Here is a 14,756-nt window from a genome sequence, read left to right on the forward strand (position 1 = left end):
TACTGGGTACTCTCCGCGGATGCCGGGCAGCAAAGCAAACACGAGGGGCCACGCGCTGATCATCGGGGGAAGCATCGCTGGGCTGTGCGCCGCGCGGGTGCTGTCGGACGCGTACTCGCGGGTGACGGTGTATGAGCGCGACGAGTTACCGGCCATCCCGGCGAACCGGGCGGCGGTTCCCCAGGACCGGCACCTGCACATGTTGATGGCGCGCGGGGCGATCGAATTCGAGAACCACTTTCCCGGCCTGCTCGACGACATGGTCGACGCCGGCGTGCCCAAGCTGGAGAATCGGCCCGACTGCATCCATCTGGGCGCCGCGGGCCACGTCCTCGGGACGGGCCAGACCCTGCGCGACCAATTCACCGCCTACGTACCCAGCCGCCCGCATCTGGAATGGCAGTTGCGCAAACGCGTTCGCGACCTCGACAACGTCACGATCGTGCGGCGCTCGGTGGCCGAACCGCGGTTCGACCGCGCGCGGCAACGGGTGACCGGTGCGCTGGTGGATCCGGCCGGCCCCGAGGACGGGGAGCCGGAATTCGTCGCCGCCGACCTCGTCGTGGACGCCGCGGGCCGTGGCACCCGGCTGCCGGTGTGGTTGACGCAGTGGGGTTTTGCGCGACCGGTCGAACAGGCCGTCGAGATCGGCATCAATTACGCCACCCAGCAGTTCCGCATCCCCGACGGGCTGATCGCGGAGAAGGTCGTGGTCGCCGGCGCCTCCCACGACGAGTCCCTGGGACTGGGCATGCTGTGCTACGAGGACGGCACGTGGGTCCTCACCACCTTCGGCGTGGCCAACGTCAAACCCCCGCGGACCTTCCCCGAGATGCTGGCGCTGGCCGAGCAACTCCTTCCCGCCCACTTCACCGCGGCGCTGGCGCAGGCCGAACCGCTCGACGATCCGTCGTTCCACGCCTTTCCGGCCAGTAAGTGGCGCCGCTACGACAAGCTGGACCGCTTCCCGGCGGGCATCATCGCGTTCGGCGACGCGGTGGCCAGCTTCAACCCCACCTTCGGGCAGGGCATGACGATGACGTCGCTGCAGGCCGGTCACCTGTGCCGCGCGCTGCGGGGTCCCGACGATCGACTGGCCGCGGCGTTCAACCGGGCCACCGCCAAGAGCACCTTTCCCGTGTGGGTGATGAACGCCATCGGCGACATCACCTTCCACCACGCCGCCACGTTGGGACCGATTCCCTGGTGGTGGCGGCCCTCCGGTGCGCTGTTCGACCAATTCCTGGGGGCCGCCGAGACCGAACCCGTTCTGGCGGAATGGTTTTTGCGCCGGTTCTCGCTACTGGACAACCTCTATATGGTGCCGCCGCCGCGGATCATCGGGCGCGCCATCGCGCACAACGCGCGGCTGTGGCTGGGCGAGCGACGCCGGGCCGCGGCGATCGCAAGCGCGGCGCAGCCGGGCGCTGCGGGTCGCCGCCATCAGGACTAGCTACAGCCCTATCGTCGCCCTGAACAGCTTGCTGGGCTCGTGCGCGACCAGCCGGATCGGGGCGTCGTCGGCCGCGACCCAGGCGGCCATCCCCCGCTTCAGGGTCAGCGAACCGGATTTGCCGTGCACCGTCGTGGAGCCCTGGATGCACAACAGGATCTGCGGTCCGTCGTGGCTGCATGTCGCATCCACCTCGTGGCCGACGTACTCGTCTTCCAGGTCCAGCAGGGCGACGGCGAACTCCTCGGCCGGTGTCTCATAGATCAGCCCGAAGCCCTCGCGGTGGATGTGCGGCCGCAACTGCTCCTCGGTGGTGGGGGCGAAGTCCAGCACCCGCAGCAGCTCGGGCACGTCGACGTGCTTGGGGGTCAGGCCACCCCGTAACACGTTGTCGGAGTTGGCCATCACCTCCACCGCGAAACCCCGCAGATAGGTGTGCAGATTGCCGGCCGACACGAAGATGGCCTCACCCGGGGCCAGGCTGACGCGGTTGAGCAGCAGCGCCGCCAGCACCCCGGCGTCACCGGGATAGCGTTCGCCAAGCTCGAGCACCGTCTTGGCCTCGGCCGCGAATTCGGTTGCCCCCGAACTGAGGTACGCGATGGCGCCGTCCAGCACGGCCGGCACCAGCACGTCGATGTCGGGCTGCGGGGCGGTGATCCAGGTGGTGAACAGCGCGCGCAGACCGTCGGCGTCGGACTGGTCGTTCAGCAGGTCGATGAAGGGGTCGAGGTCGGAGACGGCCAGGGCCTGCAGCAGCTCGACGGTGCGCGACGCCGGGCGGAAGCCGGCCAGCGCCTCGAACGGGTGCAGCGCCACCAGCAACTCCGGCTTGTGCGAGGTGTCGCGGTAGTTGCGCACCGGTGAGTTCAGGGGGATGCCGGCCCGCTCCTCGCGCAGATAACCCTCGGTCGCCTGCGCCGCGCTCGGGTGCGCCTGCAACGACAGCGGCTCGTCGGCCGCGAGCACCTTGACCAGGAAGGGCAGCACGTCACCGAAGCGGGCCCGCGAGCCCGGCCCGAGCTCACCCTCCGGGTCGGCATCCAGCGCGTCGAGCAAGGTGATTTCACCGTTGTCGGTTTCCAGCCAGGCCGGATCACCCGGATGGGCGCCGAACCAGAGCTCGGCCTCCGGATGCGCCGCCGGCACCGGACGCTCGGTGAACTCGGCGATGTCGGTACGCGAACCCCACGCGTACGTTCTCAAGGCCCCGCGAAGCAGTTCCACTGTTCTCTTTATCCCCGCACCAGTCGCATGTAAACCGCGGCCATCTCCAGCCGGAGGGCCAATACTGCCAGCTGCTGCTCGGCGCGACCGGGGCCCCCCAGCGCAGGTGAAACACCCGAGCCGGCCGAGCCGCCCGGTCCGTCGGGCACATCCTCGGCGGCGAGCACGTACACGTCGTCGAGCCCGGCCGTGCGGGCGGCCACCGTCGTCTGCTCGGCCGCCAGGACGACTACCAGCACCCGCAACCGCGGGGGCAGCGGCCCGTCGAGCTCTTCGTCGTGGAACAGGGCGGCGTGCGGATCCTCGAAGCCGCCCGCCGCCGCGGCGCGCAGGGCGACTACCGCGTCGGCCAGCCCGGTGGCCGGGGTCACCTGGTTCGCGACCCGCAGCAGCACCGAACTGCCGTGCCGGGCCAGGGCCAGCGTCGCGGCACCGTCGCCGGCCAGCGCCACCTGGCAATCGGCGATCCGCGTGGCCAGCAGCTTGGCCGGATTGGTGAACAGCTCGCGGGCGGCGCTGTTGCGCAGCGCCTCGGCGTCGAGCTCGTCGGCGAGCAACCCCAGGTCGATGCTGGGCCGCGGGTCCAAGGCGTGCATCACCGCCAGCCCGGCGGCCAGGTACCGGCACAATCCGAATTCGTCGGGAACCCCCAGCCGGGGCGCCAGCACCGCCACCCGACCGGCGGTGGAATCCCGTAGCGGGCCCTCGTAGGGCGCCACCACCACCACCCGCGCACCGCGGCGCACCCCGGTCGCGGCGGCAGCGACCAACGCGGGTTCGCCGGGATCGTCGCCGGCGACGATCAGCACGTCGAGCGGGCCCAGCCACGGGGGCGCCTCGGCTGCCAGCGTGAACGGCTGGGACGCCACCGAACCCATCGTCGAGGCCAGCATCGCCCCGGCGGCCTCGGCGGTACCCCGGCCGGCCACCCAGATCACGCTGCGCGGACGGTCCTCTGCGCGCAGCGGATCCAGCGCACCCTCCTCGACCGCGGTGGCGACCGCGCGCACCTGCGCGCCGGCCGACGACGCCGCGCGCAGCAGGCCGTCGCGGTCCGCGGCCAGCAGGCCCTCGGTGTCTTCGAGATCGATCGCCCGGGTGGCGTTCACGGAGCGGCCTTGGCGGGTGACGTCTGCGCGGCGATTTCCGCGCTGACCTGGGCGACCACCGCGCCGACGTCCTCGGCCGTGCGGCCCTCCACATTGAGCCGCAGCAATGGCTCGGTATTCGAGCTCCGCAGGTTGAACCAGCTGCCGTCGCCCAGGTCCACCGTCACACCGTCCACGTGATCGAGAGAGTGAATCCGGGTGCCGAACGACCTCAGCACCGCTTCCGTGCACTGTGCTGCGTCGGCCACCGTGAAGTTGATCTCGCCGGACGATTCGTAGCGCTGGTAGTCCGCGGTCAGCTCCGACAGTGGGCGCTCCTGCTCGCCGAGCGCGGCCAGCACGTACAGCGCCGCCAGCATCCCGGAGTCGGCGCCCCAGAAGTCGCGGAAGTAGTAGTGGGCCGAATGTTCGCCGCCGAAGATCGCGCCGGTGTCGGCCATCAGCGCCTTGATATAGGAGTGCCCCACCCGGGACCGCAGCGGCGTGCCGCCGCGCTCGGCGACCAGTTCGGGCACCGCGCGCGAGGTGATCACGTTGTGGATGATCGTCGCGCCGATCTCGCGGCCCAGTTCGCGGGCCGCCACCAGGCTGGTCACGGTCGACGGCGACACGGGGTCGCCGCGTTCGTCGACCACGAAGCAGCGATCGGCGTCCCCGTCGAAGGCCAGCCCGATATCGGCGCCGGTCTCGCGCACAAACGCCTGCAGGTCAGCCAGGTTGGCGGGTTCGAGCGGGTTGGCCTCGTGATTGGGAAAGGAGCCGTCGAGCTCGAAGTACAACGGCAACAACGTGATCGAGCCGATCGGGCCGAGCACCGCGGGCGTGGTCAGACCGGCCATGCCGTTGCCGGCGTCCACGGCCACCCGCAGCGGGCGCAGACCGGACGTGTCCACCAGGGAGCGCAGGTATTGCCCGTAGTCGGCCAGCACGTCGCGATCGGTGACCGTTCCGGGCTGACCGTCGTATCCCTCGACGCCGGCGATCACGTCCTCGGCGATGACACGCAACCCCATCTCGGCACCGACCGGTTTGGCCCCCGCCCGACACAACTTGATCCCGTTGTAGGCGGCCGGATTGTGGCTCGCGGTGAACATCGCGCCGGGGCAGTCCAGCAACCCGGAGGCGAAGTAGAGCTGATCGGTGGAGGCCAAGCCGATTCGCACGACGTCAAGGCCCTGACTCCTGACCCCGGCCGCGAACACGGCGGCCAGGGTGGGCGAGCTGTCGCGCATGTCGTGGCCGATCGCGACTTGGCGGGCACCCTCGGCGCGCATCAGCCTGGCGAAGGCTGCGCCCAGATCGGCGACCAGCGACTGGTCGAGCTCTTCGCCGACTAGACCACGCACGTCGTACGCCTTGACGACACGGTGGACAGTCGCGGCGGGCCGAGACATGCGGGACTCCTGACGACGTGAACTCTTGGCCGTCAGCCTATCGGGCCAAAGAGAACACGAGCCCCCGCGGTGCGCGCGGATCTGCCGAACGCGGGTGCGCGGGCTCGTGGCGATCGCGAGCGCGGCGGAGCCGGGCGAAGCGGGTCGCCACCATCGGGGCTAGGCGATCGCGAGCGCGGCGGAGCCGGGCGAAGCGGGTCGCCACCATCGGGGCTCTAGTCGGTCGGATCGGGCAACACGCGCAGATGTCCGCGGCGCCGTCCGGACCGATGCTCGGGCGGCGCGAGCAGGCTGCTGCTGGGCGCGGTGGCCTGGGATCCGCCGTGATGGATGTGCGGATCGGCAAAGCCGTTCACGGGCGATCCGGTGCCGCCATACGGGCCGTGATCTCCCGAACCGCCTTCGCGGACCGCGTCGGCCAGGGCGACCAGGTCGTCCTCATCGGGATGGGTGGGCAGGGGACCGGCATGGCGCACCAGCTCCCATCCGCGGGGGGCGGTGATGCGGCCGGCATGGTTGACGCACAAATCCCAGGAATGCGGTTCCCGAGCGGTCGCCAGCGGGCCGACGACTGCCGTCGAGTCCGAATAGACGAACGTTAGGGTCGCCACGGCGTAGTGCGGGCACCCGGGCCGGCAACAGCGACGGGGAACGTTCACGTTCGAAAGGCTATCGTGCACAAACGCCGCCGAAGCGCCGGACACGCGCAACTCCCCGGCCGCCGATGTGCAACCGTTACCATCGGGCGCGTGGGCGATTCGCGCAACTCCCCGCGAAGAGAGCGGTTATCGGACGGATCGGCTCCGCGCCGCCCGGCCACCCATCGACTCTTCCGCAGGGGCCGCGAGATGCGCGGCCCCCTGCTGCCGCCCAGCGTTCCGGGGTGGCGCAGCCGCGCCGAGCGGTTCGACATGGCGGTGCTGGAGGCCTACGAACCCATCGAGCGGAACTGGCAGGACCGGCTGACCGACCTCGACGTGGCGGTCGACGAAATCCCGCGCATCGCGGCCAAAGATCCCGACAGTGTGCAGTGGCCACCCGAGGTGATCGCCGACGGTCCGATTCCCCTGGCCCGTTTGATCCCGGCCGGTGTCGACGTCCGCGGCAACTCCACGCGGGCACGAATTGTTTTGTTCCGCAAGCCAATTGAGCGACGGGCCAAGGACACCGACGAACTCGGCGACTTGCTGCACGAAATCCTGGTGGCCCAGGTCGCCATCTATCTCGACGTTGAGCCGTCTGTCATCGATCCGACGATCGACGACGAATAACTACAGTGCGGCGCCTTTCAGATTATGCCGCGCTTGAGGCGGCGGCGCTCGCGTTCGGAGAGACCGCCCCAGATGCCGAAGCGCTCGTCATGCTCGAGGGCGTACTCGAGGCACTCATGGCGCACCTCGCAGCCCAGGCAGATCTTCTTGGCCTCGCGGGTGGAACCACCCTTTTCCGGGAAAAAGGCTTCGGGGTCGGTTTGGGCGCACAGCGCTCGGTCCTGCCATTGGTCGGCGACGGGCGCCGGCAACGGCTCGGGCTCGAATGCGACTGGCGCATCAGGAACCACGGTCAGGTGCGGCCGGACGGGGCGGGTTGACGCCGGGTCGATATCGGTGTGCGGCGTGCTCGCCATGGCGCTTCGAAAAGTTTCGTAAGACATACGGTCGTCCGCCTCCTCAGCTTGATTGAGAGAGAGTGTTTGGTTTCCCACTGTTCTGATGTACAGACAATTCGAACAAGTGATCGAATCTCGGTCTGCGACACCGGAGTCGGCCGGCCAACCGGGAAATGACACTGTTGTGATTAGACACGGGTTGATCTACCGGGTCAAGCATTACGGCGCATTTCCATACCATCTCGTGATCGAATTTCGGCGTTTCTGTTGTTTTGGGCCGTCGGCGTGTCGATCACATAGCCCACAACTTCCCCACAAGTGGTGGGGAACCTCAACTTTGAGGCGGCGCCGACGGGCCCGCCACGGCGCTGTCGGCGGGCAGTACTGTCGTGCTGTGTGAGGCTCAAGTGAAGGTCACCATTCTGGTCGGTGGGGTTGGCGGCGCCCGCTTCCTGCTGGGGGTTCAACAGTTGTTCGGGCTGGGTCAATTTCATACGCAACGGCGCCCAGACACCGAAGCCGGCAGTCACGAGCTGACGGCGATCGTCAACATTGGCGATGACGCCTGGATCCACGGACTGCGAATCTGCCCCGATTTGGACACCTGCATGTACACCTTAGGTGGAGGTGTCGACCCGGAGCGAGGGTGGGGGCACCGCGACGAAACCTGGCACGCCAAAGAGGAATTGGCACGCTACGGGGTGCAGCCGGATTGGTTCGGACTCGGTGACCGTGACCTGGGCACCCACCTGGTGCGCACCCAAATGCTGAACGCCGGCTACCCGCTGTCACAGATCACCACGGCGCTGTGCGACCGCTGGCAACCGGGCGCGCGGCTGCTGCCCGTCACCGATGACCGCTGCGAGACACACGTGGTGATAACCGATCCCGACGACGGCAGCCGGCGGGCCATCCACTTCCAGGAGTGGTGGGTGCGCTACCGGGCGCAGGTGCCCACCCACAGCTTCGCTTTCGTCGGCGCCGAAAAGGCGGCCGCCACAACTGAAGCCACAGCGGCCATCGCGGACGCCGACGTCATCCTGCTGGCCCCATCGAATCCGGTCGTCAGCGTCGGCGCCATCCTGGCCGTCCCCGGTATCCGCGGCGCGCTGCGGGCGGCGAAGGCCCCGGTCGTCGGCTACTCGCCGATCATCGGTGGAAAGCCGTTGCGCGGCATGGCCGATACCTGCCTGTCCGTGATCGGGGTCGAGTCCACCGCCGAGGCCGTCGGGCGCCACTACGGCGCGCGGCGGGGCACCGGCATCCTGGACTGCTGGCTGGTGAGCGAGGGCGATGGGACCGAGATCGAGGGAGTGGCGGTGCGCTCGGTGCCGCTGGTGATGACCGACCCCGAGGCGACGGCCGAGATGGTCAGGGCCGGGCTGGAGCTTGCGGGGGTGGCGCGATGACCCGCCGGCGACGATGCAGAGCGAGGCGATGGGGAGCGGCGCCATGACCCGCCGGCGACGATGCGGAGCGAAGCGATGCGGAGCGGCGCCATGACTCAGCCCCCTTCACCCCGCGAACACGGCACCGCCGCCGCGATCGAGATCCTGCCCGTCGCCGGGCTGCCCGAATTCCGGCCCGGTGACGATCTGGGCGCGGCCATCGCTGCGGCCGCACCGTGGCTGCGCGACGGCGACGTCGTGGTGGTCACCAGCAAGGCGGTGTCCAAATGCGAGGGCCGGCTGGTGCCGGCGCCCCGGGATCCCGAGGAGCGCGATCGCCTGCGGCGCAAGCTGGTCGACGACGAAGCCGTTCGCGTGCTGGCCCGCAAAGGCCGGACCTTGATCACCGAGAACCGGATCGGCCTGGTGCAGGCCGCCGCGGGCGTGGACGGATCCAACGTCGGCCGCGACGAGCTGGCGTTGCTGCCCGTCGACCCGGACGGCAGCGCCGCGACGCTGCGCGCCGGGCTGCGCGAGCGACTCGGCGTCGAGGTCGCCGTGGTCATCACCGACACCATGGGCCGCGCCTGGCGCAACGGCCAGACCGACGCGGCCGTGGGCGCCGCGGGTCTGGCTGTGCTGCACGGCTATTCGGGGGCCATCGACCAACACGGCAACGAGTTGCTGGTCACCGAGGTCGCGATCGCCGACGAGATCGCCGCGGCCACCGATCTGGTCAAGGGCAAGTTGACCGCGATGCCGGCGGCGGTGGTGCGCGGCCTGTCGCTGACCGACGACGGCTCGACGGCGCGGCAATTGGTGCGGCCCGGCACCGAAGACCTGTTCTGGCTCGGCACCGCCGAGGCCATCGACATGGGCCGTCGCCAGGCGCAGCTGCTGCGGCGATCGGTGCGCCGGTTCACCAACGAGCCGGTGCCCGCGGATCTGGTGGAGGCGGCCGTCGCCGAGGCCCTGACCGCGCCGGCGCCCCACCACACCCGCCCAGTGCGGTTCGTCTGGCTGCAGACCCCGGCCACCCGGACCCGGCTGCTGGACCGGCTGAAGGACAAGTGGCGCGCCGACCTCGCCGGCGACGGCCGGCCCGCCGACTCCATCGACCGCCGGGTGGCGCGTGGCCAGATCCTCTACGACGCGCCCGAAGTCGTCATCCCGATGCTGGTTCCGGACGGCGCCCACTCCTATCCCGATGCCGCCCGCGCCGACGCCGAGCACACCATGTTCACCGTGGCGGTCGGCGCGGCCGTGCAGGCGCTGCTGGTCGCATTGGCGGTGCGCGAGCTGGGCAGCTGCTGGATCGGCTCGACGATTTTCGCCGCCGACCTGGTGCGCGCCGAGCTCGAGCTGCCCGCCGATTGGGAGCCGTTGGGCGCCATCGCCATCGGCTATGCCGCCGACCCCGCCGGCCCGCGCGACGCCGCGGACGCCGGGGATCTACTGATCCGCAGGTAAGCCGGAGTTTTCCGAGATACTGATGCCCATGAAGTTCACGGGCAAGGCGGCGGCCTCGGCCGACAAGGCCCGCGGCGGCTACTACACCCCCGCACCGGTGGCGAAGTTCCTGGCCCACTGGGTTCGCGAGGCCGGCCCGAAGATCGTCGAACCGTCCTGCGGCGACGGTGCGATCCTGCGCGAGTTGGCCGGGCTCAGCGACCGGGTGCACGGGGTCGAGCTGATCGCGCGCGAGGCGGCCAAGGCCCGGCGGTTCGCTCCCGTCGACGCCGAGAGCCTGTTCACCTGGCTCACCGGCACCGACGCCGGCGGCTGGGACGGGGTCGCCGGCAACCCGCCCTACATCCGGTTCGGCAACTGGGCAGCGCAGCAGCGCGACCCGGCGCTGGAACTCATGCGGCGCGCGGGCCTGCGCCCGACCAGGCTGACCAACGCCTGGGTGCCGTTCGTCGTGGCGAGCACCGTGTTGGTGCGCGACGGCGGGCGGGTGGGGCTGGTGCTTCCGGCCGAGCTGCTGCAGGTCACCTACGCCGCACAGCTGCGCGACTTTCTGCTGCGCCGATTCCGCGACATCACGCTGCTGACCTTCGAGCGCCTGGTGTTCGACGGCATCCTGCAAGAGGTCGTGTTGTTCTGCGGCGTCGTCGGCCCCGGTCCCGCCCGCATCCGCACCGTGCACCTGCTCGACGCCGGTGCGCTGGCCGACGCCGACCTGGACGTCGAATGGGCGCCCGCGCTGCTGCACGAAAACGAGAAGTGGACGAAGTACTTTCTGGACCCCGCCGCGATCCGGCTGCTGCGGGCGCTCAGGGGCTCCGAGGCGTTGACCCCGCTCGGGTCTCTAGCCGAGGTGGATGTGGGCATCGTGACCGGGCGCAACGCCTTTTTCACCCTGACCGACGCCCAGGCCCGGGAGCTGGGGCTGCGCCAACACTGCGTCCCGCTCGTCTCGCGCAGCGCCCAGCTGTCCGGGCTGGTGTACGACGCCGATTGCCGGGCAAGCGATGTCGCCGCCGGACACCGCAGCTGGCTGCTCAACGCGCCGCGTGAGCCGGCCGATCCCGCACTGATCGCCCACATCCGCGCCGGGGAGGCGGCCGGCGTGCACCGTGGTTATAAGTGCTCGCTCCGCAAGCCCTGGTGGAGCACGCCGTCGCTGTGGGTGCCAGAGTTGTTCCTGCTGCGCCAGATTCACCGGGCGCCGCGGTTGACCGTCAACGCCGCCGCAGCGACGAGCACCGATACCGTGCATCGGGTGCGTCTCGCCACCCGCTCCGATGCCCGGGTCGACCCGGCTGCGCTGGCCGCGGTGTTCCACAACAGCGTGACGTTCGCCTTCACCGAGATCATGGGCCGCAGCTACGGCGGGGGCGTGCTGGAGCTGGAGCCCCGCGAAGCCGAGCAGCTGCCCCTTCCCCCGCCGGAGCACGCCGACCCCGAACTCGCCTGCGATGTCGACCTGCTGTTGAAGGCCGACGAGATCGAGAAGGCGCTCGACCTCGTCGACCGCCGCGTGCTGATCGAGCGGCTGGGCCTGCCGGCCGCGGCGGTGGCGGACTGCCGCGCGGCGTGGGTGTCGCTGGCCGATCGCAGGAAACGGCGGGGCTCGCGGTGAGCCTGCGCGAGTCGGCGATCGCGATCCTATCCACCTGGGAGCCCCCCGATGCGGCCCAGGATTCGTTGCGGCACGCCGTCTTGGCCTTCGTGCACGCCCGCGCCGACGCGTGCCGCCGCGAGTGCGTGCCGGGCCACGTCACCGCCTCGGCGCTGGTGCTCGATCACACCGGCGGCCAGGTGCTGCTGACGTTGCATCGCCGGCTGGGGCGCTGGGTGCAGCTGGGCGGGCACTGCGACGACGACGACGCCGACATCGTCGCGGCGGCGTTGCGTGAGGCCACCGAGGAGTCCGGGGTCGACGGGCTGCGCATCGAACCCGAGTTGGCCGCGGTGCACGTGCACCCGGTGGTCTGCTCGCTGGGGGTGCCGACCCGCCATCTGGATTTGCAGTTCGTGGCGCACGCGCCGGCCGGCGCCCAGATCGCGATCAGCGACGAGTCCGAGGACCTGCGATGGTGGCCCGCCGACGCGTTGCCGGCCGGCAGCGATCACGCTCTGGCGTATCTGGTTTCGCGGGCCCGGGCCCGCCGAGCGTGACTGTGGTGTCACGTTCGGCGTCGAGCGTGACTGTGGCGTCAGGCTCGGCGGCGGGAATGCCGGCGTACCGCGCCTACACGTCGCTCGAGTAGCGGATCCCGCCGTCGGGAATCGAGACACCGGGCCACACCCGGGCGCCGCGCAGCAGTTCGCACCGCGCGCCGATGTCGGCGCCGTCGCCGATCACCCCGTCGCGGATCAGGGCCCGCGGACCGATGCGCGCACCGAATCCGATGATCGAGCGCTCGATCACGCTGCCGGCCTCGACCTTGGCGCCGTCGAAGATCACCGCGCCGTCCAACCGGACGCCGGGCCCGATCTCCGCGCCCCGCCCCACCACGGTGCCGCCGATCAGCACCGCGCCCGGCGACACCGCGGCACCGTCGTGCACCAACTGCTCGCCGCGGTGGCCGTGCAGGGCAGGCGACGGCGCGATGCCGCGCACCAGATCCGCCGACCCCCGGACGAAGTCCTCCGGGGTGCCCATGTCGCGCCAGTAGCTGGCGTCGACGTAGCCGCACACCTTGACGCCCGGATCGGAGAGCAGCGCGGGGAACACTTCGCGTTCCACCGAAACCGCACGGCCGCGCGGAATCCGGTCGATCATGGCGCGCGAGAACACATAGCAGCCGGCGTTGATCTGGTCGGTCGGGGGATCCGGGGTCTTCTCCAGGAAGGCGGTGACGCGGCCCTCCTCGGTGGTCACACAGCCGAACGCCCGCGGGTCGCCCACCCGGACCAGGTGCAGGGTGACGTCGGACTCCTGGGCGGAGTGGAAGTCGAGCATCTGGTGCAGGTCGGCGCCGGAGAGCACGTCGCCGTTGAACACCATCACGGTGTCGTGCCGCAGATGGTCGGCGACATTGGCGATGCCGCCGCCGGTGCCCAGCGGCCGCTCCTCGGTGACGTATTCGATCTGCAGGCCCAGCTTGGAGCCGTCACCGAACTCCGCCTCGAAGACGGCGGCCCGGTACGACGTGCTCAAGATGACGTGCTCAATGCCCGCGGCGGCGACCCGCGACAGCAGATGGGTGAGGAACGGCAGTCCCGCGGTGGGCAGCATGGGCTTGGGCGCCGACAGCGTCAGCGGCCGCAGCCGGGTGCCCTTGCCGCCGACCAGGATCACGACGTCGACTTGCGGAGTTCCCACCTCAGTGTCGCCCTTCTGCCGGTTTCCGCCGGGCGGATGCGCGGACCGCGTTGCGCACCATCAGGCGGGAACGTACCGCCAACGAGGCGCGCAGCACCCAGCGCAGCGGCGCACGCAACCACCCGGCGTGCCGGTCGGCCAGAAACATATACGTGCTCTTGTGGTGGGCGGCCAGGTGGCTGGCCGGGTCCCCGCCGGTGGAGTGGCCCTTGTGGTGCAGGACCTCCGCCGACGGCACGTAGATGGAAAGCCAGCCGGCCTTGCCGAGCCGGTCGCCGAGGTCGACGTCCTCCATGTACATGAAGTAGCGCTCATCGAACCCGCCGATCTGGCCGAACGCCGACCGGCGCACCAGCAGGCACGACCCCGACAGCCAGCCCACCGGCCGCTCGCTGGGCTCCAGCCGCTCCTGGCGGTACGCCGCCGACCACGGGTTGGTCTTCCAGAACGGCCCGACCACCGCGTGCATGCCGCCGCGGATCAGGCTCGGCAGGTGGCGCGCCGACGGGTACACGGACCCGTCGGGGTCGCGGACCAGCGGGCCCAGGGCACCGGCGTGCGGCCAGCGCGACGCGGCGTCCAGCAGGGCGTCGATGCTGCCCGGGCCCCACTGCACGTCGGGGTTGGCCACGATCACCCAGTCGTCCTCGCGGTCGAGCCGCGTGACGGCGCGATTCACCGCGGTCCCGTAGCCGAGGTTGGCTCCGGTGTGAAACAGCCGCACGTTGGGGTAACGATCGACCGCCGCCTGCGGGGTGCCGTCGGTGGAGCCGTTGTCGGCCAGCAGCACGCACACCTCCCGCTCCGTGGCCAGCGACAGCGAGGCCAAAAAGCGCTCCAGGTGCGGACCCGGTGAGTAGGTCACCGTCACGACCGGCAGGACGTCAGTCACGCGTCGAGGGTAACGGTCGATCGGCCGCGGCACCGTCTCCAGAGGCCGCCAGTGCCGCGACAAGCGCGGGGCGCCAGGGCCGCAGCGGGCGCAGCCCGGCCGCCGCGGACTGACCACCGGACAGCGCGGAGTAGGTGGGACGCGGCGCCGGCCGGGGAAAGTGGTCGGTGCTGACCGGCCGCACCCGCGCCGCGTCGGCGCCGCATTCCTCGAAGACGGCGCGGGCCTGGTCGAATCGCGAAACCGCGCCCTCGTTGGCGGCGTGCAGGATCGGGCCGGGCACGCGATCGTCGACGATCTGCAGCAGCGCTGCGGCCAGGTCGCCGACGTAGGTCGGGGAGCCGGTCTGGTCGTCGACCACATCCACCGGGCCATCCCCGGCGGCCAGCCGGCGCATGACGGCGACGAAGTCCTTGCCGGTGCCGCCGGTGTAGACCCAGGCGGTGCGGACCACTATGCCTTCCGACGCCTCGGGCAGCGCCGCCAGGACGGCCTGCTCCCCCGCGGCCTTGCTGCGGGCGTACACACCCTGGGGCGCGGTCCGATCGCTGGGCTCGTAGGGCCGCGGCGCCGCGCCGCCGAAGTCTCCGTTGAAGACGTAGTCGGTCGACACGTGGATCAACTGGGCGCCGACCCGCGCGCACGCCCGCGCGATGTGCCCGGGACCGGCTTCGTTGACGGCGAAGGCGCGCGCCTCGTCGGTCTCGGCGCCATCGACATCTGTGTATGCCGCGCAGTTGATCACCACGTCACCGCGCTGCACGATCCGCTCGGCGGCCGCGGGGTCGGTGATGTCGAACTGCGACGACGTCAGCGGCAGGACGTCACGGCCCTGAGTTGTCGCCAGCGAGCTCAAATAGCCGCCCAGCTGCCCACCGGCACCGGCGATCACGATCCTGCCCGACATGGT

14 protein-coding genes are annotated in these 14,756 nt (G+C 70.6%); 6 read left to right on the top strand and 8 right to left on the bottom strand.

Features of this window, described 5'->3' with window-relative positions; genetic code table 11:
* The first annotated feature begins 55 nt into the window (after window positions 1-55).
* The gene (locus EPN51_RS02115; RefSeq protein ID WP_293035782.1) at window positions 56-1,453 is read left to right on the top strand and encodes an oxidoreductase; all 1,398 of its coding nucleotides are present in this window, start codon (window positions 56-58) and stop codon (window positions 1,451-1,453) included.
* Here the strand turns inward: EPN51_RS02115 and manA are convergent, their stop codons facing one another.
* From manA to EPN51_RS02135, 4 genes are all read right to left on the bottom strand, one after another.
* Complete coding sequence (gene manA / locus EPN51_RS02120; protein ID WP_293035595.1) at window positions 1,454-2,680, bottom strand: mannose-6-phosphate isomerase, class I; 1,227 nt, start codon at window positions 2,678-2,680, stop codon at window positions 1,454-1,456. It abuts the gene before it with no gap.
* A gap of 8 nt (window positions 2,681-2,688) precedes the next feature.
* Complete coding sequence (locus EPN51_RS02125) at window positions 2,689-3,789, bottom strand: TobH protein (RefSeq protein WP_293035597.1); 1,101 nt, start codon at window positions 3,787-3,789, stop codon at window positions 2,689-2,691.
* Window positions 3,786-5,183, bottom strand: coding sequence for a phosphomannomutase/phosphoglucomutase (locus tag EPN51_RS02130; protein WP_293035599.1), 1,398 nt, complete (start codon window positions 5,181-5,183; stop codon window positions 3,786-3,788). Before EPN51_RS02130 ends, EPN51_RS02125 begins: the two co-directional genes overlap by 4 nt.
* A 215-nt stretch (window positions 5,184-5,398) precedes the next feature.
* Window positions 5,399-5,842, bottom strand: coding sequence for a DUF3499 domain-containing protein (locus EPN51_RS02135; RefSeq protein WP_293035601.1), 444 nt, complete (start codon window positions 5,840-5,842; stop codon window positions 5,399-5,401).
* A 189-nt stretch (window positions 5,843-6,031) separates the two neighbouring features.
* Here EPN51_RS02135 and EPN51_RS02140 point away from each other — a divergent pair, with 189 nt between their 5' ends.
* On the top strand, window positions 6,032-6,454 hold the full coding sequence (locus EPN51_RS02140; protein WP_293035784.1) for a metallopeptidase family protein: 423 nt from the start codon (window positions 6,032-6,034) through the stop codon (window positions 6,452-6,454).
* 17 nt (window positions 6,455-6,471) lie between these two features.
* On the opposite strand, the gene EPN51_RS02145 is transcribed toward EPN51_RS02140, so the two are convergent.
* Window positions 6,472-6,810 (bottom strand): WhiB family transcriptional regulator, encoded by a 339-nt coding sequence (locus EPN51_RS02145; protein WP_366509366.1) that lies wholly within the window; start codon window positions 6,808-6,810, stop codon window positions 6,472-6,474.
* A gap of 389 nt (window positions 6,811-7,199) precedes the next feature.
* On the opposite strand from EPN51_RS02145, the gene cofD reads away from it, so the two are divergent.
* From cofD to EPN51_RS02165, 4 genes are all read left to right on the top strand, one after another.
* Window positions 7,200-8,201 (top strand): 2-phospho-L-lactate transferase, encoded by a 1,002-nt coding sequence (gene cofD / locus EPN51_RS02150; protein ID WP_293035603.1) that lies wholly within the window; start codon window positions 7,200-7,202, stop codon window positions 8,199-8,201.
* Between the two features lie 90 nt (window positions 8,202-8,291).
* Entirely contained in the window at window positions 8,292-9,650 is a 1,359-nt protein-coding gene (locus tag EPN51_RS02155; protein WP_293035605.1) for a coenzyme F420-0:L-glutamate ligase, read from the top strand.
* A 22-nt stretch (window positions 9,651-9,672) separates the two neighbouring features.
* Window positions 9,673-11,265, top strand: a complete 1,593-nt coding sequence (locus tag EPN51_RS02160) for a class I SAM-dependent methyltransferase (RefSeq protein WP_293035607.1) — start codon at window positions 9,673-9,675, stop codon at window positions 11,263-11,265.
* A complete protein-coding gene (locus EPN51_RS02165) occupies window positions 11,262-11,804 on the top strand; it encodes an NUDIX domain-containing protein (RefSeq protein ID WP_293035609.1) in 543 nt (180 codons plus the stop codon). Before EPN51_RS02160 ends, EPN51_RS02165 begins: the two co-directional genes overlap by 4 nt.
* Before the next feature lie 73 nt (window positions 11,805-11,877).
* On the opposite strand, the gene EPN51_RS02170 is transcribed toward EPN51_RS02165, so the two are convergent.
* Genes EPN51_RS02170 through rfbD form a run of 3 tightly spaced genes read right to left on the bottom strand, consistent with a single transcriptional unit; the run spans window position 11,878 to window position 14,753 of the window.
* A complete protein-coding gene (locus EPN51_RS02170) occupies window positions 11,878-12,954 on the bottom strand; it encodes an NDP-sugar synthase (RefSeq protein WP_293035611.1) in 1,077 nt (358 codons plus the stop codon).
* A 1-nt stretch (window position 12,955) separates the two neighbouring features.
* Window positions 12,956-13,846, bottom strand: coding sequence for a glycosyltransferase family 2 protein (locus EPN51_RS02175; protein ID WP_293035613.1), 891 nt, complete (start codon window positions 13,844-13,846; stop codon window positions 12,956-12,958).
* Entirely contained in the window at window positions 13,839-14,753 is a 915-nt protein-coding gene (rfbD, locus tag EPN51_RS02180; protein ID WP_293035615.1) for a dTDP-4-dehydrorhamnose reductase, read from the bottom strand. The genes EPN51_RS02175 and rfbD overlap by 8 nt, the downstream gene beginning before the upstream one ends.
* Window positions 14,754-14,756: the final 3 nt, after the last annotated feature.

The sequence above is a fragment of the Mycobacterium sp. genome (assembly GCF_004298145.1).
Taxonomy (GTDB): domain Bacteria; phylum Actinomycetota; class Actinomycetes; order Mycobacteriales; family Mycobacteriaceae; genus Mycobacterium.

Coding starts and splice junctions, on each gene's coding strand:
- EPN51_RS02130 (WP_293035599.1), bottom strand. CDS start 5,183: ATGTCTCGGCCCGCCGCGACTGTCCACCGTGTCGTCAAGGCGTACGAC.
- rfbD (WP_293035615.1), bottom strand. CDS start 14,753: ATGTCGGGCAGGATCGTGATCGCCGGTGCCGGTGGGCAGCTGGGCGGC.
- EPN51_RS02140 (WP_293035784.1), top strand. CDS start 6,032: ATGCGCGGCCCCCTGCTGCCGCCCAGCGTTCCGGGGTGGCGCAGCCGC.
- EPN51_RS02145 (WP_366509366.1), bottom strand. CDS start 6,810: ATGGCGAGCACGCCGCACACCGATATCGACCCGGCGTCAACCCGCCCC.
- EPN51_RS02160 (WP_293035607.1), top strand. CDS start 9,673: ATGCCCATGAAGTTCACGGGCAAGGCGGCGGCCTCGGCCGACAAGGCC.
- EPN51_RS02155 (WP_293035605.1), top strand. CDS start 8,292: ATGACTCAGCCCCCTTCACCCCGCGAACACGGCACCGCCGCCGCGATC.